The following is a 20904-nucleotide window of genomic DNA, read 5'->3' on the forward strand; positions in this document are numbered from 1 at the left end:
GGATCTTGGGACCGTCGGCGGCGAATCGGACCGACGGCTATTTGCGCCGGGGCGTACAGGGCCGACGTATGAGTCTCCGGACGGCCGTCGCGGCCCCGTTCCGCGAGGAGGGGGGAACGGAGTTGGGCGAGAGCGCGTTCGTCGTCGCGCTCTCGTTGGATCGCGATTGGTTCTCGCCGGACCAGGCGAAGCGACTCGTCGACGTGGCCGCCAGCGAGGGGTTGCTCGAGCGGGCGGACGGCACGCTCACGGCGCGGTTCGATCCCCAAACGGTCGAGATTCCCGAGGGGTTCGAACCCGACGAGTCGATCCTCATGGAGCGGTCCACGTTCGAGCGGGTGCTCGGCGCGGTCGTCGAATCGGGCGAAGAAAAGCAGACGGCAGTCGCCGGAATCAACGGCCTCCAATCGGAGCTCGCCGTCACCGTCGAGGCGGCGGCCGTCCTCTACGCACACCGTCGGGGGGTCGACGTGCAGGAACTCGCGAACGCGGCGCGACGGGAGCTATAACATGGTCGTCGATGAACTCACCGACGGGAAGCGTCTGGGACAGTTGCTCGCCTCGGAGATCCACGGCCACGAGCGCGGTGTGTTCGAACGCCTCGGGGTCGTCGATGCCGACACCGATGTCGAACCGAGCGACGAAGGAGCGTTCGCGTACGCGATCGCGGTAGGGAGCGGCGACCGGGGCGACGGCGGAAACGACGACTGGATCGCGGACGCGTACATTCACCCCGACCGACTGCGCGTGGAGTTCAGCGCGTCCCCCGACGTTGCCGCCGCCGCCGGGCGGGAAGCGGGGCTTCGGACGCGGCCGAAAGCCGTCGATCCGCCGCGAACGCTCGTGTTCGTCGAGAGCGGGGCCGAGGTGAAAGCCGCGCTACGCGTCGTCCGCGCGGTCGCGGCGGAGCGTTTCGAGACGAAGCGGTAGCGAATCGAACTCCTCGCGACGGATCGTCGCATCGGCGTCCGGATGCGGACCGGGGCCGTCGTCGTACTGTACCTGCACGGTGAGCAGGCCGGCCGCGGACGCGCCAACGATATCCCGTTCGGGGTGGTCGCCAACGTAGACCGTCTCCTCGGGGCGAACGGCCAGTTCGTCGGTGATCGCCTCGAAACCGCGACGGTCGGGTTTCGGAGCCCCGATCGGTCCGGTCACGACGACGGCGTCGAAGGCGTCGCTCCAGCCCAATCGCCGGAGTTTGTCGTGTTGGGTTTCGCCGGGGCCGTCGGTCAACAAACCGACCCGGTAGCGCGCTTGGAGCGTCGAGAGGACCGCCTCGACGCCCTCGATCGGGGCGAGCGCGTCACCGATGGTCTCGCGGTACGCGCGTGTCAGTTCTGGCGCATCCGAGCCGACGAGCGACTCGAACACTGGGAGCCGACTCTCAGTGCCGCTGTGTTCGCTGTGCGCCTCCAGATACGCCTCCCGACCGAACGTCAGCGGAACCGATGCGCGATCGGCCGCGGTTTCCAAGAGGCTCGTTCGGTCGGCCTCGGTGACGGCGAGCGTGTCGTCGAGATCGAACACGACGGCGGTGAACACGGGCGTCAGTTGGTCGGCCATCGATATATATTGTCCGACGCGCGGCTGACGCGTTCCGGGAGACGCGAACGGGAGCGTTTTTACTCGATCCCCGAGTGGCGAACGTATGGGCTTTTTCGACGATCTCGAAGCGCGCATCGAGGCGACCGACAGCGTCGTCTCGGTCGGGCTCGATCCGGACCCCGACCGGCTGCCGGCGTTTCTCGATTCTGAACTTCCACGATGGGCGTTCAACCGCCGTGTCATCGACGCAACCCACGAGCACGCCGCCTGTTACAAGCCGAACGCCGCGTTCTACGAAGACGGCGACGGCTGGCGCGCGCTCGAGGAGACGATCGCGTACGCCCACGGCAAGGGCGTTCCCGTCCTGCTCGACGCCAAGCGCGGCGACATCGGGAACACGGCGCGTCAGTACGCGAAACTGCTCGATGAGAGCGGACTCGACGCCGACGCCATCACGCTCAACCCCTACATGGGGCGAGACACGCTGGAGCCGTACCTCTCCCGTTCGGAGAAGGGCGTCTTCGTCCTCTGCCGGACTTCGAACCGCGGCGGCTCTGACTTTCAGGACCTCGATATCGGCAACGACAAGCCGTTGTATCAGTACGTCGCCCAGCGTTGTGCGGCGTGGAACGATCACGACAACGTCGGCCTCGTCGTCGGCGCGACCGCCCCCGAGGAACTGGAGACGCTCCGCGATCTCGTCGACCTCCCGTTTCTCGTCCCTGGCGTCGGCGCGCAGGGCGGCGACGCGGAGGCGGCCGTCGAGTTCGGCCTCGCCGACGGCGTCGGACTGGTCAACTCCTCGCGGGGAATCATCTTCGCGGGCGAGGGGGCCGACGACGAGGACGCGTACTTCCGAGCAGTCGGCGACGCCGCGAAGCGCCTCAAGCGGCGGCTCGACGAGTTCCGGTAGGCCGCCGCGTTGGGGCTACGGTGGGGTGAACGCGTCGTAGTCGATGGACACCTCCATGTCGGCCGCCGCGAAGCGCGCTTGGACGTGCGGGGCGACCAGTTCGACCGGCGACGGGTCCGACGCCTCGAACGCGTCCGCACAGCTCCACACGAACGCGACGTCCCAGTCGGTTCCGACGAGGAAGACGGCCCGTTTCGGGGGGCCGTAGTGGCCCTCCCACTCGTCGTACTGAACGCCGTAGTAGCTCGCCGCGCTCGACGCGTCGCCGAGAAGCGCCATCGGGAGGTCGTACCGATCGGCGTAGGCGGCGGCCGCGTAGATGCTGTCCATCGAGAGCGCCCACACTTCGAGACCGGGCAGATCGTGCCAGCCGGCGTCCCGGATCGCACACAGTTCGGCGGTCGCCGTCGGCAGAAACGTCGCCGGGGCGAACCACAGCAGCACGGCGTTTCCGGCTCCGATGGGGCGAAACAGTTCGTAGAGCGCCGGCTCCCCGCCCTCGACGCCCGGGAGCGCGAAGTCGGGGGCGGTCTGCCCCTCCTGTATCATACGCTCCCTGCGGCGGCCGGCCCCTTCGCTTTGCCGGCCGGCGCGGTCGATCGGGGCCGTGTCGTCACGGTCGTCGGAGCGAGGGGTGAGTGTACTGCTTCGATCCGCTCGGCGAAGTAGGGCGGATACGTAGCACTAAATAGACGTACCCCGGTAGGTGCAGGCAGTGAATCGGTGAACCATCGCCATGGTAGGAGAGCTCTTTGTGACGCTGCTGGGCGACCCGTTCGCCGTGATGAACACGATCGGGTTGGTCGCGTTCGCCCTCGTCGGATCGTCCAAGGCGATCCGTGAGGAGTTCGATCTGTTCGGGATCGCGATCGTGGGGCTGGCGATGGCGTTCGCCGGCGGCGTGACGCGGGATCTCCTCGTGATGCGCGTGCCGTTGGCGCTTCAGTCCCCGGTCGAGCTCACGCTGGGGTTCGTCGGCGTGCTCTTGGCCATCGCGTTGCTGGTCGTGTTACGCTCCCCGGACGAGCATCCGATCACGCTCGTCGCGGACGCGGTCGGACTTGGGGCCTTTGCGACGACGGGAGCGATCGTCGCGACCGAGGCGAGCGTCTCCGCGATCGGCGTCGTGGCGATCGCGACGATCAATGCGGTCGGCGGGGGTGCGTTTGCCGATATCCTGCTCGACCGGTCCCCGTTCATCCTCTTCGATGATTTCTACGCCAGTTGCGCCGTCTTTGGCGGGGCGGCGTATCTCGTATCGGACGCCCTCGGAGCGGCCGGGAGTACCGCTGCCGGCGTCTGCGCCGTCGTTACCGTCGCGACGCGGCTAATCGCGGTGACGCGGAACTGGGAGCTTCCGACGGTTCAGGAATTAGGGCTGATCGAGCGATGAGATACCCCCGTCCGCAGCGCGCCGCGTTCATCCGTCGGTGAAGCTCCCGGAAATGCCGATACGCTACCGCGAGAGGGCCGCTTCGAGGCGATCGACGTACGTCTCGTGTCCGACAAACAGCGGCGTCCGTTCGTGAAGTTCCTCGGGCGTACACGCCAACAGCGATCGCTCGCCGTTCGAGGACGCACCGCCAGCGGACTCGACGATGTGAGCGATCGGGTGGCCCTCGAACAGCAGCCGGAGTTTCCCCTCGGGGCGCTCGCGGAGGCCGGGGTAGCCGAAGATCCCGCCGTAGGTGAGTACCTGGTTCACGTCGGCGATCATCGCGCCGCCGTAACGGAGTTTCAGCTCCGATTCGACTTCGGAGACGTAGTCGGCGAAGGCGTCGGTCCACTGCGGGACGCGGCCGCCGAACCCGTAGACGGTCGGCTCGTCGGGGAGCGTGAGGTTCTCGGTGACGACGCGCCGGGAGCCGTCGCCGTCTATCACCGACTCCGTGACGACGCCGTCGCGGGCGACGACCATCGTCGTGATCGGCCCGTAGAGGACGAACCCGCTCGCGAGGAGGTCGTCGCCGCTGGCGGGGAGCGTTCCGTCGTAGACGCCGAACAACGTTCCCATCGCGTTGTTCGATCTGAGGTTCGAGGAACCGTCGAGGGGGTCTGTGGCGACGAAGTACTGGCCTTCACCGTCGGCACGGACGACCGGTTCGCGCTCCTCGCTGGCGTAGCCGGTGACCGCGTCGATGTCGAGAAGTCGCGCTTCGAGCAGCTCGTCGGCGTAGACGTCGGCTTCCAGCTGGCGCTCGCCGGAGGGGTTCGCGCCGGCCTCGTAGGTGCGTCTACCGACGAGTCCCTCGCGAACGTCGGGAGCGGTCGAGGCGACGGCGTCGACGACGGCGGCGATCGGGTCGGACATCGGGCGTTAGTCGGCCGCCTCAAGCGCCTCGTCGACGGTCGCCTCCTCGAAAATGACCGCTTCGAGGGCGTCAAGGATGCGTTCGGGGTTCTCGCGCTGCCAGACGTTTCGACCGACGGCGAGCCCCTTGCCGCCGGCGTCGATCGTCTGTTTGACGCTCTCGAGGAACGCTCGGTCGCTCGTCTTCGAGCCGCCGGACATGACGACCTTCGTCCGCCCAGCCATCCGGACGGCGTCCTCCATCGCCTCGCGGCTGCCGGGGTGTTTCACCTTGGCCACGTCGGCGCCGAGTTCCAGAGCGAGTCGGGCGGCGTAGGAGATCGTCGACGGCTTGGTGTCGTTCTTCAATCCCTGTCCGCGCGGGTACGACCACATCACGACGGCCATTCCGTGCTCGCGGGCGGCCTCCTGGGCCTCGCGGAACTCCTCGACCATCTCGATCTCGTGGTTCGAACCGCCGTAGACAGTGAAGCCGACCGAGGACGCGCCCAACTCGGCGGCGTACTCGACGGAGCAGTTGACCGCAGAATCTGGCTCGCCCATCCAGAGGTTCGAGGTGCCATTGAGCTTCGCGAGGAGGTCGACGTCGTCCTCGTAGCTCGGATAGTACGCCTCCGCGATCCCCTTCTGGACGGCGACGGAGGTGACCGCGGGGTGGGTCGCCGCCTCGAACGTTCGCTCGGGGTCGGCGCTCTCGGGAACGCCCTCGAAGTCGACCGGACCGTGCTCGAGACCGTGGTCGTACGCGAGAATGAGCACCTTTCCGTCCCGACACAGCGGGGTGTCGTCGATGGGAATCATGTACGTGAACGTCCGGTGAGGCGGACAAAGAAGATTCTGGTCCGTCGAGGCCAGCGATGGGAACTCACACTGGAAAGCGTACCGAGAACGTCCACTGGAAAACGTACTGAGGTATCTACGCGTTGTTCATCCGGATCGACTGCTCCGCCCCACAGAGACGACAGGCGGCGACTCGGTAGGGTTCTCGGGAGTACTCGGCGTTTTCGGTCCGTTGGCTCTCCGTTCGGAGTTCGATCGACACGTCGTGTGGCGTGTTGCGGTCGCACGACTCACACGATTCGGTCATCGTTCCGTCGGTGTCATCTGGTTTCGTCGACATGCGTACACTCCCGTAGCGATGAGAGACTCCTAAAATGGCGAGTCGGTTGCGGACCGTTTAGCCCAAGAAGAAGCAGATATTGCCAGACGAGTCGTGACCGAGCTAAAACGTTTAAAATGTCGTCTCGGACCGCGAATATACGCCCGAAACAGTTGAACAGCCACAAGAGTTAAATACTGGTTCGACCCCCGACACGTTATCTCACGGACGCCCCGAGGGGGGATATGGACCAGCTATTCGCGCCCTGGCGAATCGAGTGGGTCGAGCGGGACGGCTCGGACGGAATCGAGGGCTGTCCGTTCTGCGTCCTTCCGGATCGCGATGACGCCCAGGAGGCGCTCGTCGTCGCCGAGTCCGAGCACGCCTTCGTGCTGTCGAACAACTACCCGTACAACCCCGGTCACGTCATGGTCATCCCGCGCCGACACACCGGCGAGTACACCGAACTCGACGACGGCGCGCTGTTAGATCACGCCAGGCTCAAACAGCGAACCATGCGGGCGCTCGATGCGGCGTTCGAGCCCGACGGCCTCAACGCCGGACTCAACCTCGGCGACGCCTCCGGCGGTTCCGTCGACGACCACCTGCACACGCACGTCGTTCCCCGCTGGGGTGGTGACACCAACTTCATGCCGGTCTGTTCGGACACGAAGGTGATCGTGCAGGCGCTCGAGGAGAGCTACGAGCAACTTCACGAGGCGTTCGCGGCGCAGTCGGGAACGCGGATACTGGACAGCGGATCCGTTTTCGTCGACGGTTGATCCGAGGTTCGGCGCTCCGAAACGCCCGCTTCGAGACGCCTAATCCGACCACTTATGCGGGCCGTTCCGGTAGAGGGTGCCGTGAGCGAGGGCGCGATCGCCGAAGCGGGGCTCGAAGCCGACGAGGCCAAACGCGGGTTCACCCGTGCGAGCGTCGTCAACGTCCTCGGGAACGCGATCAAGATCGTCGTCGAGGCGGCCGTCGGATTGGCGTTCGGCTCCGTCGCCCTGCTGGCCGACGCCGCCCACTCGGTCGCGGATCTGGTCGCGAGCGTCGTGGTGTTTGTGTGGGGGCGGAGCGTCTACGATGACCCGGACGAGGCCCACCCGCACGGCCACCAGCGAGTCGAACCGCTCGCGGCGCTGTTCGTCGGCAGCGTCATCGTCCTGCTGGGATTAAACCTCCTCTACGAATCCGCCCGCGGAGTGCTCGAAGGCCCGGGCGTCACGTTCAGCCCGCTTCTTATCGGGGCGTTGCTGTTCGCGATCGCGGACATGTATCTCCTGTACTGGTACACCGTTCGAGTGAACGAGACGATCGGATCGTCGGCGCTTGACGCGCTCGCCGTCGACTGCCGGAACGACATCTACACCTCGATCGCTGCGCTCGTCGGCGTCATCGGCGTTTTCTTCGGCTACGCGACGCTCGACGCTGCCGCCGGCGGACTCGTCAGCGTGCTCGTCGTGTATCAGGGCTTCGAGATTGGCCGCGAAAACGTGTCGTACCTGATCGGCGCCGCCCCGAGCGACGAACAGCGACGACAGGTCGCGGACGTGCTCCGGTCGCACCCGGCGGTCTCGGGCGTGCACGACCTCGCCGTCTTCTACGACGGCACCGACCTCGAGGTCGAGGCCCACGTCGAGGTCGACGGCGAACTGACGCTTATCGAGGCCCACGACATCGAGACGGAACTCGTGATGTCGCTGCGGAGCCTCGACGACGTGGGCGACGTCCACCTCCACCTCGATCCCGCCGGTATCGGCGAGTGGAAGGACGCGATCGACGACTAGAGCGCCGTCGGAACGAAAACCGAGGGGCGGTTAAATCGGCGTCCCGAAGCAATACATCGCCTCGTGCGCTGTGATCTCGACGTCGACGAAGTCGCCGACCTTGACGCCGCGCTCGGACGCGTTCGTGACGATCACCTGTCGGTAGGCCTCGTCCCGACACTTCACCGAATCGCCCGTCCCCGGCTCGGCGGCAAGGACGGTATGCGTCTCGCCGACCATCGATGCGTGGATCTCGGTAGAAATCTCGCGTTTCAGCTCCGACATCGCCTTCGATCGCTCCTTTTTGATCGTCCCGCCGAGCCCCTTCATTTCGGCGGCGTCCGTCCCCGGTCGCTTCGAGAAGCGCGTGACGTTGATCTTCTCGGGACGCACCCGATCGAGCAGTTCCATCGAGCGCTCGTGGTCGGCGTCGGTCTCGGTCGGAAAGCCGACGATGAAGTCCGTCGAGAGCGTCCAGTGGTCGAGTCGATCGTCGAAGGTCTCGACGATCGCCTCGAACTTGTCGACGCGGTGTTGACGGCGCATCGCTTCGAGCACCTCGTCGGAGCCCGATTGGACGGGCGCGTGGATGAAGTCGTAGAGCTTCTCGTTCTCGGCGAAGACATCGACAAGTTCCTCGTGGATCCCGTGGATGCCGCCGGGGTTCGCCATCCCGAGTCGGACGCGAAAGTCGCCGTCGATGTCACAGATCCGATCGAGCAGTTCGGGGAGCTTTCGATCACCGGTGTCCCACCCGTAGACGCCGGTGTCCTGGCCCGTGACGCGGATCTCCTTCGCGCCGGCGTGGACGAGCGCCCGCGCTTTCTCGACGTTTTCGGCGACCGACGGGGAGTCGACGCGGCCGGTCGCGAACTTCGTGATGCAGTACGAGCAGTTGCTCATGCAACCGCGGGCGATCGGGAGGATGCCGACGACGCCATCGAGGATCGGCTCGGCGTCCGGCGTCGTCGTCGGACACTCGCCGTTCGTGACAGCGGTCGGCACGTCGTCCCAGTGGAGCACCTGCACGTCGAGGTCGGCGAACTCCTCGCCCTGTGCGAGCGCCATACAGCCGGTGACGATCAGATCGGACGTCTCGTCGGCCAACTCCTCGGCGCGTCGGAGCATGTTCCGCTCGGTCTTCTCGACGACCGTGCAGGTGTTGAGAATGGCCACGTCCGCCTCGTCGGCCCCGTCGACGCGGTAGTGGCCCGCGTCGCGGAGCGACCGCTCGATCCGGCGGCTCTCGCCCCGGTTCGACGTACAGCCGTACGTCTCGATGTGGTAGGTGGCCATCGATTACCCGTTCCTTGCGGGCCGCCGGTCAAAAGGGCGACGTTTCGGCTCACTCGGCCGACCGAGCATCCGCTTCGAACGACGAGCGCTCGATCGTGTCGGCGTCGAAGCCCTCGACGATCGCCGCGCCCGCCGATGCGCCGATCCGGTCGGCACCTGCTTCGAGCATGGCGAGCGCCGTCTCGAAGTCTCCGATCCCGCCGCTGGCTTTCACCGGCAGGTACTCCGACATGATCTCGACGTCCTCGACGGTCGCCCCGCCGACCGAGAAGCCGGTCGAGGTCTTCACATACGCCGCGCCGGCATCGGCCGCGAGTTTGCAGACGGTTCGAAACTCTCCGACGGAGAGCAACGGAGCCTCGACGATGACCTTCACCGGGATCGGGACGGCGGCGACGACGCGGCCGAGTTCGTCCGCGATTGCCCCGTCGTCGCCGCCGCGAAGCCGGCCGACGTTGACGACCACGTCGATCTCGTCGACCCCGTCCTTCCAGGCGCGTTCGGCCTCGAACTCTTTCGCCTCAGGAGCGGCCTGCCCGTGGGGAAACCCACAGACGGTGACGAGCGTGACCGTCGGCGCGTACTCGCTCGCCTCGGAGACGTAACACGGCGGGACACACGCGTTCATCCCGTACTCGATCGTGGTGTCGAGAACCGAACGAACGTCGTCGAACGTCGTTTCCGGCCCGAGGACGGTGTGGTCGATGCGGGCGGCGAAGGCGGCGCGGTCCATATCGGTTTCACACGGGACGGGCATAAATCGACACCGACTCGCCGAAAACATCAAAGTGTTTAAATACCTTTCCCACGTTCTCTATGTACTAACATCAGACCGGGTCTTTTCGAGAAGATTCCCCACCTGGTAGCCCCCGCCACGTAGCATGAGCGAACATACACGAACACGAACGACCGAGACGGAGACCGAGTCCGAAACCGAGAGAGAAGAGACGAACAGCTGTCCGGAGTGCAGCGGTACGCTCGTCGCCGATTCCGAGCACGGGGAGACGGTATGCACGGAGTGCGGCCTGGTGGTCGAAGAGGACTCGATCGACCGTGGCCCGGAGTGGCGCGCCTTCGATAGCGCCGAGAAGGATCAAAAATCCCGCGTGGGTGCCCCGACGACCAACATGATGCACGACAAGGGGCTCTCCACCAACATCGACTGGCGCGATCAGGACGCCTACGGGAACTCGCTGGGGTCGCGTCAGCGCCAGAAGATGCAGCGACTCCGCAAGTGGAACGAGCGTTTTCGCACGCGCGACTCCAAAGAGCGCAATCTCAAACAGGCACTCGGCGAGATCGACCGGATGGCGAGCGCGCTCGGCCTCCCCGAGAACGTCCGCGAAACAGCCAGCGTCATCTACCGCCGCGCGCTCGACGAAAACCTGCTGCCCGGCCGCTCCATCGAGGGCGTCTCCACCGCCTCCGTGTACGCCGCCGCCCGGCAGGCCGGCGTCCCGCGCAGCCTCGACGAGGTCGCCGGCGTTTCGCGGGTCGAAAAGAGCGAGATCGCCCGCACCTACCGCTACGTCGTCCGCGAACTCGGCCTGGAAGTCGCGCCCGCCGATCCCGAGAGCTACGTCCCGCGCTTTGCGAGCGAACTCAGCCTCTCAGAGGAGGCCGAAAACCGCGCGCGAAAGCTGCTTAGTAACGCCAAAGAGCAAGGCGTTCACTCGGGGAAGTCGCCGGTCGGGCTGGCGGCGGCGGCCGTCTACGCCGCCTCGCTGCTCACCAACGAGAAGACGACGCAGGCGGCGGTCTCGGAGGTCGCCGACATCTCCGAAGTCACCATCCGAAACCGCTACCACGAACTCCTCGAAGCCGAGCAGGACCTCGCGTTCGCCTGAACGCGAAACGACTACCCCGAGCGCGTCGTTTTTCACCGTGCCGCTCGTTCGGAGAGCCGTGCGGGAGTTCCCCTTCGAACTCGCGGTGTGTGCCGCCCTCGAAGCCGAGAGCGATGGCATCGTCGCGCGTCAGCTCGGTACGCACTCACGAATCGTCGACGTCGTCGAGGTGCAGCCGGGACCGGAGTTCGATCGACGGACGGCGATCACCGCGGAGACGATCCCCGGCCTCGCAATCGAGAGCGACGTCGGCGTCGGACGCGCTCGTCGACCGAAGAACGCCATAGACGCCCATCCGGACCGCGCCTCGACGATCGCCGACCGGGCCGTCGAGATCGGCTTTTTCCAGGAGGAGCGTCGAAAGAGGCGACGATACGTCCGACAAACGACGGCGTATCCGGAGTGGATCGGTGGCCTTCGCGCGTTCGAGAACAAACCGGACCTCGGTCGTCCCGGCGATCTGGAACTCCAGCTCCGCAAGGACGTCTCGCTGTCGCTGTTCGACGAAGTCGTGCTCGTCACGGCGTCGTACGTGACCGGGGCACATCTGAATCGAATTCCCGAACCGGTCGGCGTGTGGCGCTTCGATCCCGACGACGGCACCTTCGAGGTCGTCCGGGAGCCGTGTCGATTGGCCGCGAGCGAGCCCGGAATCGCCGTTATTGACGAATCGCCGACGCGAGTCGACGTCGAGCCGGTCGACGCCGAGCGGAAGGCTCGACTCCGAATCCGGGTAGCAGAGCGCGCCTATGGGAAGGGCTGGCGGCCCCGGAAGCTCCCCGAGTGTGCGAACGCGAACGCCCGCGGCCCCGCGTTCGGTGACGACGACGCGTTGCCGTACTGCGCCTGGAAGGACCGGTTTGTCGACCCGGCGCGCGAGTGCGGGGCCGAGTGCGACGGCCACGAGGGGGCCGAACCGCCGAACGTCGACATTGCGGCCGAGCGGGAACGACACGGCCCCTGGGTCGCCGATCCAGCAGGCGTCGCCCGACGGCAGGTCGGACTCGATCAGTTCCGGGACGGGTGACGGAGGCGCGTCGGCGACCCCCAGTCTTGATTTACCCGGCAGACGGACGTACGTCAACGATGGCCAGACGAAGTGTCCTGTTTTCGCCCGGCGACAAGCCCGATCTGATGCGTAAAGCCCCCGAAACTGGTGCCGATACGGTCGTGTTCGATCTCGAGGATGCCGTTGCGCCCGGGCAGAAGGCGACGGCGCGAACCGCCGTTTCGGACGTCCTCACGGATCGGTCCTTCGATCCCGACTGCGAGGTGTGTGTCCGGGTCAATCCCGATCTCGGGGCTGCTGTTCGCGACATTGAAGCGATCACCGACGGCGATCCGCGGCTCGATTCGGTGATGGCACCGAAGGTGGAGTCGGCGGACGACGTGGCGCGGATCGGCGAACTCCTTCGGGAGTGCGGCAACGAGCTCCCGATCATCGCGATCTGTGAATCCGCTTCTGGAGTGCTCGCTGCCGAAGCGATCGCGGCAGCAGATCGCGTAGACGCCGTACTGTTCGGCGCGGAGGACCTATCCGCGGATGTCGGCGCGACCCGAACTGAGACGGGCGAGGAGATTGCCTACGCGCGCGAACACGTCGTATTGGCCGCCGCCGCGGCCGACGTTGACGCGATCGACACGCTCGTCACCGACATCGGCGCGACCGACCGACTGGCCGAGGAGACCGCGGTCGCCCGACAACTCGGCTACGACGGCAAGATCGCGATCCATCCGTCGCAAGTCGAGGTGATAAACGAGACGTTCACGCCGGATCCCGAGGACGTCGAGTGGGCAAATCGGGTGCTCGACGCCGCCGAGGCGGCCGAAGCCGAGGGCCGGGGGGTGTTCCGCGTCGACGACGAGATGATCGATGCACCGCTGATCGAACGCGCTGAAGCGATCCTCGATCGACACCGAGCAGCCCGGAAGACGCAGTGAGGAAAGCCAGGTCGTGTCTAGATCGAAACGAGCAAGTCGCTCAGAACGATCAAGAGCAGCCCCGCGAGGACGACGGCACCCAAAAAGAACGCCGCGATTCGGAGCAATCGATTCCACATCTCTGCGTCGTTGACGTCGGTTTGTGGATCCATGTGTGACGTGTACGAACACACAGCATCGATTAAGCTTTCGGGTTGTGTTCCGGCGTGTGGGCCGCCGAAATCGTCACTGACCGGACTCGTTCGGAGAGGGTCGTCACGCTTAAGCGACGGCTAGACGACGATTTCGATATGCCCGAGGATGCCAACCCGTTCGAGAGTTTACAGGAACAGATCGACGACGCAGCTGCTCACATGGGCGTCGACGACGACGTCCTCGAACGACTGAAAAATCCCGAGCGAATACTGGAGACGAATCTCTCGGTCGAACTCGATGACGGATCCGTCGGAGTATTTCGCGCCTACCGGTCGCAGTTCAACGGCGATCGCGGTCCGTATAAGGGCGGCATTCGCTACCATCCGAACGTCTCGCGCGACGAGGTGAAAGCGCTCTCGGGATGGATGGTGTACAAGTGTGCCACGGTTGACATTCCCTACGGCGGTGGAAAGGGCGGCATCGTTATCGACCCACGCGAGTACTCCGAAGCGGAGTTGGAGCGGATCACTCGCGCGTTCGCGACCGAGCTTCGACCCATGATCGGCGAGGATCGCGACATTCCCGCGCCGGACGTGAACACCGGTCAACGGGAAATGAACTGGATTAAGGACACGTACGAGACGCTCGAAAACACGACGGCACCGGGCGTCATCACCGGGAAGGCGATCGACTCGGGCGGGTCGCTCGGTCGAGTCGAAGCGACCGGCCGCTCGACGATGCTCACCGCTCGCGAGGCGTTCGAGTACCTCGGCAAAGACCTCTCGAGCGCGACGGTCGCTGTTCAGGGCTACGGTAACGCCGGCAGCATCGCGGCGAAGCTGCTGCAGGACGACCACGACGCGACCATCGTCGCTGTTTCTGACTCCTCCGGCGGGATCTACAACCCCGATGGGGTCGACGCCCACGACGTGAAGGCGTTCAAAAACGAGACCGGCTCGGTGACGGGCTACGGGGGCGCGACGGAGGAGTTGACCAACGAGGAACTGCTGACTCTCGACGTCGACCTGCTCGTCCCGGCGGCGCTGGAAAACGCCATCGATAGGGACCTGGCAGCCGAGGTCAAAGCCGACGTGATCGCCGAGGCGGCGAACGGCCCGCTAACGCCCGATGCCGACGACGTGCTCACCGGAGCGGACGTGATCGTCATTCCGGACATTCTGGCGAACGCTGGCGGTGTGACGGTTTCGTACTTCGAGTGGGTGCAGAACCGACAGCGATTCTACTGGGCCGAATCGCGCGTCAACGAGGAGCTCGAACGACATATTGTCGGCGCGTTCGACGATCTCGTCGAGTGCTACGAGGAGCTCGGTCTCCCGAACTTCCGGACAGCCGCGTACGTAGTCGCGCTCCGCCGGGTGCTCTCGGCCTCCGAAGAAGCGGGGCGGTGGCCGTAGAACGGGACGCCATGTTCACTCGCGTCGGGAATCGCCGTCATTGCTCACTCACCGATCGCGGAGACGAAACTGCAAAGACCGAGCCGTCGGAGAGTTCGGTATGAAAGCGACCGCGAAGGCCCATCCGATCCAGGGGCTCGTCAAGTATCACGGGATGCGAAACGAGGAGCTTCGACTCCCGTATCACGATTCGATCTCCGTCTGTACCGCGCCGAGTCACACGAAGACGACCGCCGAATTCGACCCGGATCTGTCGGTAGACCGGTATGTCGTCGACGGCGAGGAAGTCGAGGGGCGGGGCGCGGAGCGGATCGAAAACGTCGTCGACCACGTTCGGGACCTCGCGGGGATTGATCACCGGGTCCGGTTCAGATCGGAGAACGACTTCCCGACGAACATCGGGTTCGGCTCCTCTTCGTCTGGGTTCGCCGCCGCGGCCGTCGCCGTCGTCGGCGCGGCGGGGCTCGACCTGACGCTCCCGGAGATCTCGGCGATCGCTCGCCGCGGATCGTCGTCGGCCGCCCGGGCGGTCACGGGCGCGTTCTCACACCTCCGGACGGGACTCGACGACGTGGACTGTCGTTCCGAACGCATCGAGACGGGGCTCGAAGCCGACCTCCGAATCGTCGCCGCGGAGATCCCGGCGTTCAAACACACCGAGGAAGCGCACAAAGAGGCCGCCGAGAGCCACATGTTCGAGGCGCGGATGGCGCACATCCACGAGCAGATCGCCACGATGCGTAACGCTCTCCGCGAGGAGGATTTCGACCGGGCGTTCGAACTCGCCGAGCACGATTCGCTGTCGCTGGCGGCGACGACGATGACGGGACCCGCCGGGTGGGTCTACTGGAAGCCGGAGACACTCTCGGTGTTCGAGACCGTTCGAACGCTCCGCGATGAGGGCGTTCCGGTGTACTTTTCCACGGACACGGGCGCGTCGGTGTACGTCAACACGACCGCGGCACACGTCGATCGCGTCGAAGCCGAGATTGCAGACCTCGGTATCGGAACGCGCGTCTGGGAGGTCGGCGGCCCCGCGGAGATTCTCGACGAGGACGACGCGCTGTTTTGAGCCGGTGGACGGTTCAGCAGCCAAACGTCTGACGCGGCGATACGCCTACATACCCGGGACTGGTGGTTTCATTCGTGAGCGAGTACTACGTCGGCGGTGTCGCCCGCGAGAGCGGCTGGCTCGCGGTCGCCTACACAGCGGACGGCTTTGATCACGCGGCCGTCTTCGATAGCGTCGGCGAGCTGTGGAGCCGATACGAGGAGTCGGCCGAGCGCATCGCGATCGACGTGTCGATCGGTCTGGAATCGTCCGACGCCGTTCGGCCGAACGAACGGCTTGCCCGCCGGTTGTTGGGCGATCGAGTCGACGATATCATCTCGACGCCGGTTCGCGAAGCCGCCCGCAAACACCGCTATCGGACGGCGTCACGGGTTCACGAGCGAAAGACCGGCCAAGAGCTCTCGCGACGCGCCTTCGAGACGACCCCGTTCGTCGCGGCCGTCGACGAGTTCCTCGCGGCGATCGACGACGCGCGACCGATCTTCGTCGAAGCGCACCCGGAGCTGTGTTATCTCGCCTTCGAGGGGGCCCCGATGGCGGAGCCAGCAGCCTACGCGGCCGGCTACGCCGAGCGCATGCGGACGCTCGCCGCGTTCGACCGAGACGCGCCGCCGACGGTACAAGCGGTCGCAGAATCGACCGAGGGCCGCCGGATACCGATCCCGGCCATCGTCGACGCCGTCGCGTTGGGACTGACCGTCCGTCCCGGTCCGGGAGCGTTGCGGTCGCTTCCGGAGGAACCGCCGACCGACGAGCGCGGATTGCCGATGGCGTACCACTATCGAGCCGAGACGGGACTACCAGAGTGACCAACATAACGGTGTACAACCGCCATTGAGAAACACGGTCGTCAGTCTCAGAACGTGTAGTCGTCCCCGTCGTCGGTTCGAGCGGCCGGGTCCTGCTGGTCGTCGGTCATCTGCGTGAACAGATCCTGCTCCGGTTCGGTCGTCGTCTCGGCTGGCGCGTACGCCGAGACACCCATCGAGAGGAGTTCCTCGACGGCCTGTTCACGGTTCAGAAACTCGCCCTGGTTGACGAGACGGGATATCTCGCTGTCGATTCGGTCCGGTAACGACACTTCGACTTCTGGCATGCCCGACGCTTCGCGGGTCAGCAATGTAAGCCCTCGGTTCACCGCAACGACGGGTGCGAGTGGACGGTTGACATCCTCCTCGCAGTAAACATCGAGGTTTCCCACGGTACTGCACCGCTGAGTTGGGATATTTGCTGGCTAATGACCCGTCGGTATGACGGGGCGATGGCGGGACCACACCGCCGTTACTCCTCTCCCGGCAGGGGACTCGGAGGTATCTTGACCGAGACACCACAGCGGTTCGAGAGGGTGTCTCGAACGTGCTGGTTCTCGGAGTCCCGATATTGCGCATTTAGGCTGGCGACGAATCGCGTCGGTGTGCTTCACACTACGGAGTGACGTTACGGGGCGCTCGTGGTGTACCTGCTGTATCGGATCCTGCGTGCCGTCGAGTTGATCGCCGCGAAGTTGTGAGTGATCGACGTGCGAATCGCGTCAATCGACCGGTCGAGATTCTCCTCACCGTCCGACTGTGATAAACGCGATCACCAACCGAGGTGGTACTCGACGGCGAGGGTGACTCACGTTTATATGTTCGGGGGGCGCTACCCAAACTAGTGAGGTATTCATGACCGAAGCGGAGCCCGCGCGAGTACTCTTCGTCGCCGAGGGCGACGACACCGACGGCCGTTCGGCCGCCCTGGCCGAGGAACCGTGGCTGTCCGTGTCGGCGACGGCGGACACCGAGGCGGCGCTATCGCAGGTTTCGGCGGTCGATTGTGTCGTCGCCGTCGAGGGACCATCGCTCGACGCCGTCGGCCTCCTCGAAGAGGTACGGACGCAGCGGCCCGACCTCCCCGTCATCGTCGTCGCTGACGACGGGACGGTGGCGAGCGAAGCCGTTGCAGCCGGCGTCTCGGAGTTCGTCCCGAAGACTGCACCCGACGCCAGGGAACGCCTTCTTGAGCGAGTTCGATCGGGGGTCGAGTCGTCGCCGCTCCGGGGTGAGGGCGCGACCCGGATGCCGATCGAAGACCTCGAGTTGCGCGAAGAAATCCGGTTGAAAGAGCGGGCCATCGACGAGGCGCCAGTCGGGATCACCATCGCCGACGCCGACGCCCCCGACGAGCCGATGGTGTACATCAACGACGCCTTCGAGCGGTTGACCGGCTACTCGAAAGGGCGTGTCGTCGGCCGGAACTGTCGGTTCCTACAGGGCGAGGAGTCCGATCTCGAGGCCATCGCCGAGATGCGGAGAGCCGTCGATACGGGTGAACCGGTCTCCGTCGAGTTGCTGAACTACCGGAAGGACGGCGACCCCTTCTGGAACCGCGTCGACATTGCGCCGGTCCACGACGACGGGGAGGTGTCGTACTTTGTGGGGTTCCAGACGGACGTGACCGAGCGCAAAGAGGCTGAGATGAAGGTGAAACGCGAGCGACGGAACCTCCAACACCTGTTGGTCCGCATCGATGGTCTCCTGAATGACGTGACTCGTGAGCTCGTCGCCGGTGAACGTCGCGTCGACATCGAACAGGCTGTCTGTGAGTGTGTCGCCGACATCGACACCTACGAGTTCGCGTGGGTCGGCGTCCCCAACCACCCGACGGACGCGCTCGTAGCGTCGGCGTCGGCTGGCGCGTGGGCGGTGACGGACGCGACCATCGGCGTTCCGCTCGATAATGCTGACCCGCTTCCGGCTGCCGCCGCCTACGAAACGGGCGAGTCACAGGTCGTCACCGACGAGGCGGAACTGGCGGCCGTCGCCGATCGGTCGCCGTGGATGGGCCACGATAACCTCGGTGGCATCGCCGTCGTCCCGTTGGTCTACGGCGAGACGACGTATGGCGTGCTCTCACTGTATACGACCGAGGCGGCGGCGTTGAACGATCACGAGCGCGTTGTTCTCGAAGCCATCGGACGAGCGACGGCGACGGCGCTGAACGCCGCCGAACGGGGTCGCATGCTTGCGACGGACAGCGTGACGCAGCTGGGGATTGAAACGCGCGACAACGGGTTGTTCTTCGTCGATCTCTCCGAGCGGGCGGGCGGATCCTTCGCCTACAAGGGGTCCGTTTACCGCGATGACGGCACCGTCCTGATGTTCTTCCAGTCGAACGCCGACTCGAATGCTGTCATCGACACCGCCGATCGATACCTGGATATCGCTTCGGCAGAGGTGATACACGAACACGGCGGCGAGACGCTGTTCGAGTTCACCGTCATCGACGACTCCCTGCCCACGACGCTGGCCGAACGCGGCGTGAGCATCCGTTCGATCGACGTCTCCGACGGGGTCGCAAACCTCGAGCTCGAACTCCCCACGGAGGCTGACGTTCGAGCGGTCGTCGACCACCTTCTCGAACGCTACCCCGAGACGGATATCGTCGCCCAGCGCGAACGCGAGCGACCGCCCTCGACACGACAGGACTTCGTCGCCGACATCGAAGGCCGCCTCACAGAACGGCAGTTGACCGCGCTGCAAAAGGCCCACGTCAGTGGTTTCTACGAGTGGGATCGCCCCGTAACCGGCGACGTCCTCGCCAAATCTATGGGAATCGGGCGTTCGACTTTTCACCAGCACCTCCGCGCCGCCGAACAAAAACTTATCGAGGCGTTCTTCGAACGGTAGTTCCCGGTAAATCAGCTGTTCCAGACACCCTCCCGGTGATCCATCCACGTCACGACGGCCACGTGGGGTAGGGTAAGCACGGCGACGAAAACGAGATACAGCCCCGTGAACTCGGAGGCGTTCGACGGCGATGCGGGGGCCAGCAGGCCGAACAGGACGAGGAAAACCAACGCGAGGACGGTCAACGGTGCCGCCTTGCGGGCGAAAGCGGAGAAAAGACGACCGGCGGTCGTCCTCACCTCCTGCTCATCGATCGCGGAGAAGCGGAGCACGTGCCGCAGCGAGTGCCACACGCAAAAGTAGACGCCGACGGCCAGGATCGGCGGCACCGTAAAAAAGAGCGCCCACAGCAACGCCGTCTCGCCGGCGTCGATGCGCCAACCGCGAGTTTCCCCGGCACGACGGTGCCCGACGAGTAGCACACCCACGGTGACTGCGAGGAAGACGGCCCCACCGAAGAGTCGGAGATGCGGCACGAACGCCCACGTCGCAGAGAGATCGCCGCCGAACAGTTCAACCCACGTCTCGAGGACCGCCCGATACCGTTCCGGGAAAGCGAGAAACGGGACGAACATGGGGAGGCCACCGCGGACGAAACACGTCGCGACGCGTAGCCCCGTCGAGTCGATGTGGTCGGCGCCGACGAAGGACACGAGGGCGTGTACGTCGCCCTGTCCCCAGTGGAACCAAGTCAGTGCAATGAAGATCGTCGCGGCCGCGAGCGGCTCGGTGAGCCACAGTGCCGTGTAAGCGCCGCCGAGTACGGCGTAGAGACTGCCAACGAGAGTCATCGAGGCAGCCAGCGATCGGCCGTCGAGTTGGGCCGGGATGAGATAATCGACCGCGCCGTGAGGGAGCCCGAAAACGACGACACTGGCCGCCAGGGGGAGGTATCTGACTGTCGGCGGAAGCGAGACGTCGAATAGTCGTCCGAGGATCGACCCGACGACGAGGAGGGCACAGACCGTCCACGCGGGGCGGGCAGCAACTCGGTCGTAGACTGCGCGGAACGTGGGCGTTGGTCGGCCGACGGTCACGCCCATCGGTCAACCACCCACCGAAACAAGACCAGCCCCTGCACGACGAATAGATTCGTCACGAGGAAGAACAGCGCTTCCTCGATAGGCAGGCCGAAGAGTTCGATGCCGGTCGTGTACGTCGGTGAGATGTACCAGATGCCGGTCGCCAGCGCGACTCGGTCGATTATCCAGAGGTACAGCGTCGGGACGGCGACTCCGAGGGCGACCGTCCGACGCTGGTACAGCAACTGCGGGAGGCCGACGACCCACTGGACGAACAGGACCGGGGCGGCCCACACGAGGATAGCTCCGAGGTAGAACGTATCGGGCGTCGCAAGCGCGAGACCACCGAAGACGCCGATCGAAACGGCGGCGACGACGCCGATCAACCGGAGACCGAGCCCGAGGCGACCGACCTCGAGAACTCGACCCCAGTCGGCGATCTTTCCGAGTCCGGATAGCTCCGGCCATCCAGGACGGAGGGTCAACTGCCCCAGCCACAGCGCCGTGAGTATCGGCTGAATGACAAAAAAAGCGTACTCGCCGACGGGGGCGAATCCGAGGTGAGCGATCGTCCGCCCGTCGCCGTACCCCCAGACGCCGCGAGCGATGAGGTAGTTATCCCACGGCGTCGTATAGATGACGGCGACGAGTGTGACGATGGCGACGCCGGTCCAATAGATCGGTCGACCGACCGGCCACACTGTCGAGCGGATAGTCCGGGTCCGGGTCACCGTCGCCGCCGCGAGCAACATCGCTACCACGGGCAGGAGGAACGCGAGGTGAAACTGCATGTACGTCGGGCCGCTCATGCGGCGTCCCCTCCGGCCGTCGGCCTTGCGAGGGGAGTAGGCGTCTTGGGATGCAT

24 protein-coding genes are annotated in these 20904 nt (G+C 65.4%); 13 read left to right on the plus strand and 11 right to left on the minus strand.

The features are described from left to right. The first annotated feature begins 68 nt into the window (after positions 1 to 68). Positions 69 to 509, plus strand: a complete 441-nt coding sequence (locus DM868_RS05960; protein WP_137275956.1) for a DUF2240 family protein — start codon at positions 69 to 71, stop codon at positions 507 to 509. A 1-nt stretch (position 510) separates the two neighbouring features. After that, positions 511 to 930 (plus strand): hypothetical protein, encoded by a 420-nt coding sequence (locus tag DM868_RS05965; protein ID WP_137275957.1) that lies wholly within the window; start codon positions 511 to 513, stop codon positions 928 to 930. On the opposite strand, the gene DM868_RS05970 is transcribed toward DM868_RS05965, so the two are convergent. Next, positions 880 to 1566 carry an HAD family hydrolase gene (locus DM868_RS05970; RefSeq protein ID WP_222845487.1) on the minus strand — a complete coding sequence of 229 codons (687 nt, stop codon included), beginning with the start codon at positions 1564 to 1566 and terminating at the stop codon, positions 880 to 882. The two genes, DM868_RS05965 and DM868_RS05970, sit on opposite strands and share 51 nt — an antisense overlap. An 85-nt stretch (positions 1567 to 1651) precedes the next feature. On the opposite strand from DM868_RS05970, the gene pyrF reads away from it, so the two are divergent. Next, positions 1652 to 2461, plus strand: coding sequence for an orotidine-5'-phosphate decarboxylase (gene pyrF / locus DM868_RS05975; RefSeq protein ID WP_137275958.1), 810 nt, complete (start codon positions 1652 to 1654; stop codon positions 2459 to 2461). A 15-nt stretch (positions 2462 to 2476) separates the two neighbouring features. Here pyrF and DM868_RS05980 read toward each other — a convergent pair whose 3' ends face one another. Further along, positions 2477 to 3010, minus strand: coding sequence for a redoxin domain-containing protein (locus tag DM868_RS05980; RefSeq protein WP_137275959.1), 534 nt, complete (start codon positions 3008 to 3010; stop codon positions 2477 to 2479). 187 nt (positions 3011 to 3197) lie between these two features. On the opposite strand from DM868_RS05980, the gene DM868_RS05985 reads away from it, so the two are divergent. Next, positions 3198 to 3854 (plus strand): trimeric intracellular cation channel family protein, encoded by a 657-nt coding sequence (locus tag DM868_RS05985; RefSeq protein ID WP_137275960.1) that lies wholly within the window; start codon positions 3198 to 3200, stop codon positions 3852 to 3854. Positions 3855 to 3917: 63 nt separating this feature from the next. On the opposite strand, the gene DM868_RS05990 is transcribed toward DM868_RS05985, so the two are convergent. From DM868_RS05990 to DM868_RS06000, 3 genes are all read right to left on the minus strand, one after another. Next, positions 3918 to 4772 (minus strand): class 1 fructose-bisphosphatase, encoded by an 855-nt coding sequence (locus DM868_RS05990; protein ID WP_137275961.1) that lies wholly within the window; start codon positions 4770 to 4772, stop codon positions 3918 to 3920. A 6-nt stretch (positions 4773 to 4778) separates the two neighbouring features. Next, the gene (locus DM868_RS05995; RefSeq protein ID WP_137275962.1) at positions 4779 to 5573 is read right to left on the minus strand and encodes a class I fructose-bisphosphate aldolase; all 795 of its coding nucleotides are present in this window, start codon (positions 5571 to 5573) and stop codon (positions 4779 to 4781) included. Positions 5574 to 5688: 115 nt separating this feature from the next. After that, on the minus strand, positions 5689 to 5892 hold the full coding sequence (locus DM868_RS06000; protein ID WP_137275963.1) for a DUF7835 family putative zinc beta-ribbon protein: 204 nt from the start codon (positions 5890 to 5892) through the stop codon (positions 5689 to 5691). A 224-nt stretch (positions 5893 to 6116) separates the two neighbouring features. On the opposite strand from DM868_RS06000, the gene DM868_RS06005 reads away from it, so the two are divergent. Then, a complete protein-coding gene (locus DM868_RS06005; protein ID WP_137275964.1) occupies positions 6117 to 6653 on the plus strand; it encodes an HIT family protein in 537 nt (178 codons plus the stop codon). 81 nt (positions 6654 to 6734) lie between these two features. Continuing rightward, entirely contained in the window at positions 6735 to 7664 is a 930-nt protein-coding gene (locus DM868_RS06010; protein WP_246049026.1) for a cation diffusion facilitator family transporter, read from the plus strand. Between the two features lie 30 nt (positions 7665 to 7694). On the opposite strand, the gene DM868_RS06015 is transcribed toward DM868_RS06010, so the two are convergent. Both DM868_RS06015 and deoC read right to left on the minus strand, forming a co-directional pair. After that, positions 7695 to 8939 carry a tRNA (N(6)-L-threonylcarbamoyladenosine(37)-C(2))-methylthiotransferase gene (locus DM868_RS06015; protein WP_137275966.1) on the minus strand — a complete coding sequence of 415 codons (1245 nt, stop codon included), beginning with the start codon at positions 8937 to 8939 and terminating at the stop codon, positions 7695 to 7697. A gap of 49 nt (positions 8940 to 8988) precedes the next feature. Then, positions 8989 to 9672 carry a deoxyribose-phosphate aldolase gene (gene deoC, locus DM868_RS06020; protein WP_137276400.1) on the minus strand — a complete coding sequence of 228 codons (684 nt, stop codon included), beginning with the start codon at positions 9670 to 9672 and terminating at the stop codon, positions 8989 to 8991. 148 nt (positions 9673 to 9820) lie between these two features. Between deoC and DM868_RS06025 the strand changes: the two genes are divergently transcribed. From DM868_RS06025 to DM868_RS06035, 3 genes are read left to right on the plus strand one after another with little or no spacing between them, the layout of a single operon-like run. Beyond that, positions 9821 to 10786 carry a transcription initiation factor IIB gene (locus DM868_RS06025; protein WP_137275967.1) on the plus strand — a complete coding sequence of 322 codons (966 nt, stop codon included), beginning with the start codon at positions 9821 to 9823 and terminating at the stop codon, positions 10784 to 10786. A 58-nt stretch (positions 10787 to 10844) separates the two neighbouring features. Continuing rightward, the gene (locus DM868_RS06030; protein WP_137275968.1) at positions 10845 to 11813 is read left to right on the plus strand and encodes a DUF5787 family protein; all 969 of its coding nucleotides are present in this window, start codon (positions 10845 to 10847) and stop codon (positions 11811 to 11813) included. Positions 11814 to 11872: 59 nt separating this feature from the next. Next, positions 11873 to 12727, plus strand: a complete 855-nt coding sequence (locus DM868_RS06035) for an HpcH/HpaI aldolase/citrate lyase family protein (RefSeq protein WP_137275969.1) — start codon at positions 11873 to 11875, stop codon at positions 12725 to 12727. Between the two features lie 17 nt (positions 12728 to 12744). On the opposite strand, the gene DM868_RS15635 is transcribed toward DM868_RS06035, so the two are convergent. Then, positions 12745 to 12879, minus strand: coding sequence for a hypothetical protein (locus DM868_RS15635; protein ID WP_281280680.1), 135 nt, complete (start codon positions 12877 to 12879; stop codon positions 12745 to 12747). Between the two features lie 138 nt (positions 12880 to 13017). Between DM868_RS15635 and DM868_RS06040 the strand changes: the two genes are divergently transcribed. The 3 genes from DM868_RS06040 (at position 13018) to DM868_RS06050 (ending at position 16158) form a co-directional block, all read left to right on the plus strand. Then, positions 13018 to 14277, plus strand: a complete 1260-nt coding sequence (locus DM868_RS06040) for a Glu/Leu/Phe/Val family dehydrogenase (protein ID WP_137275970.1) — start codon at positions 13018 to 13020, stop codon at positions 14275 to 14277. A 100-nt stretch (positions 14278 to 14377) separates the two neighbouring features. Then, a complete protein-coding gene (mvaD, locus tag DM868_RS06045; protein WP_137275971.1) occupies positions 14378 to 15349 on the plus strand; it encodes a phosphomevalonate decarboxylase MvaD in 972 nt (323 codons plus the stop codon). 74 nt (positions 15350 to 15423) lie between these two features. Continuing rightward, positions 15424 to 16158: a DUF429 domain-containing protein gene (locus DM868_RS06050; protein ID WP_137275972.1), complete on the plus strand. Its 735-nt coding sequence runs from the start codon at positions 15424 to 15426 to the stop codon at positions 16156 to 16158. Positions 16159 to 16205: 47 nt separating this feature from the next. Here the strand turns inward: DM868_RS06050 and DM868_RS06055 are convergent, their stop codons facing one another. Continuing rightward, on the minus strand, positions 16206 to 16445 hold the full coding sequence (locus DM868_RS06055; protein ID WP_137275973.1) for a DUF7120 family protein: 240 nt from the start codon (positions 16443 to 16445) through the stop codon (positions 16206 to 16208). Between the two features lie 568 nt (positions 16446 to 17013). On the opposite strand from DM868_RS06055, the gene DM868_RS06060 reads away from it, so the two are divergent. Further along, the gene (locus DM868_RS06060) at positions 17014 to 19017 is read left to right on the plus strand and encodes a bacterio-opsin activator domain-containing protein (protein ID WP_137275974.1); all 2004 of its coding nucleotides are present in this window, start codon (positions 17014 to 17016) and stop codon (positions 19015 to 19017) included. A gap of 11 nt (positions 19018 to 19028) precedes the next feature. Here the strand turns inward: DM868_RS06060 and DM868_RS06065 are convergent, their stop codons facing one another. Together DM868_RS06065 and DM868_RS06070 are read right to left on the minus strand one after the other, a co-directional pair. Continuing rightward, a complete protein-coding gene (locus DM868_RS06065) occupies positions 19029 to 20060 on the minus strand; it encodes a Brp/Blh family beta-carotene 15,15'-dioxygenase (protein WP_137275975.1) in 1032 nt (343 codons plus the stop codon). Further along, the gene (locus DM868_RS06070; RefSeq protein ID WP_137275976.1) at positions 20051 to 20848 is read right to left on the minus strand and encodes a lycopene cyclase domain-containing protein; all 798 of its coding nucleotides are present in this window, start codon (positions 20846 to 20848) and stop codon (positions 20051 to 20053) included. The genes DM868_RS06065 and DM868_RS06070 overlap by 10 nt, the downstream gene beginning before the upstream one ends. Positions 20849 to 20904: the final 56 nt, after the last annotated feature.

The organism is Natronomonas salsuginis (assembly GCF_005239135.1).
Lineage (GTDB): Archaea > Halobacteriota > Halobacteria > Halobacteriales > Haloarculaceae > Natronomonas > Natronomonas salsuginis.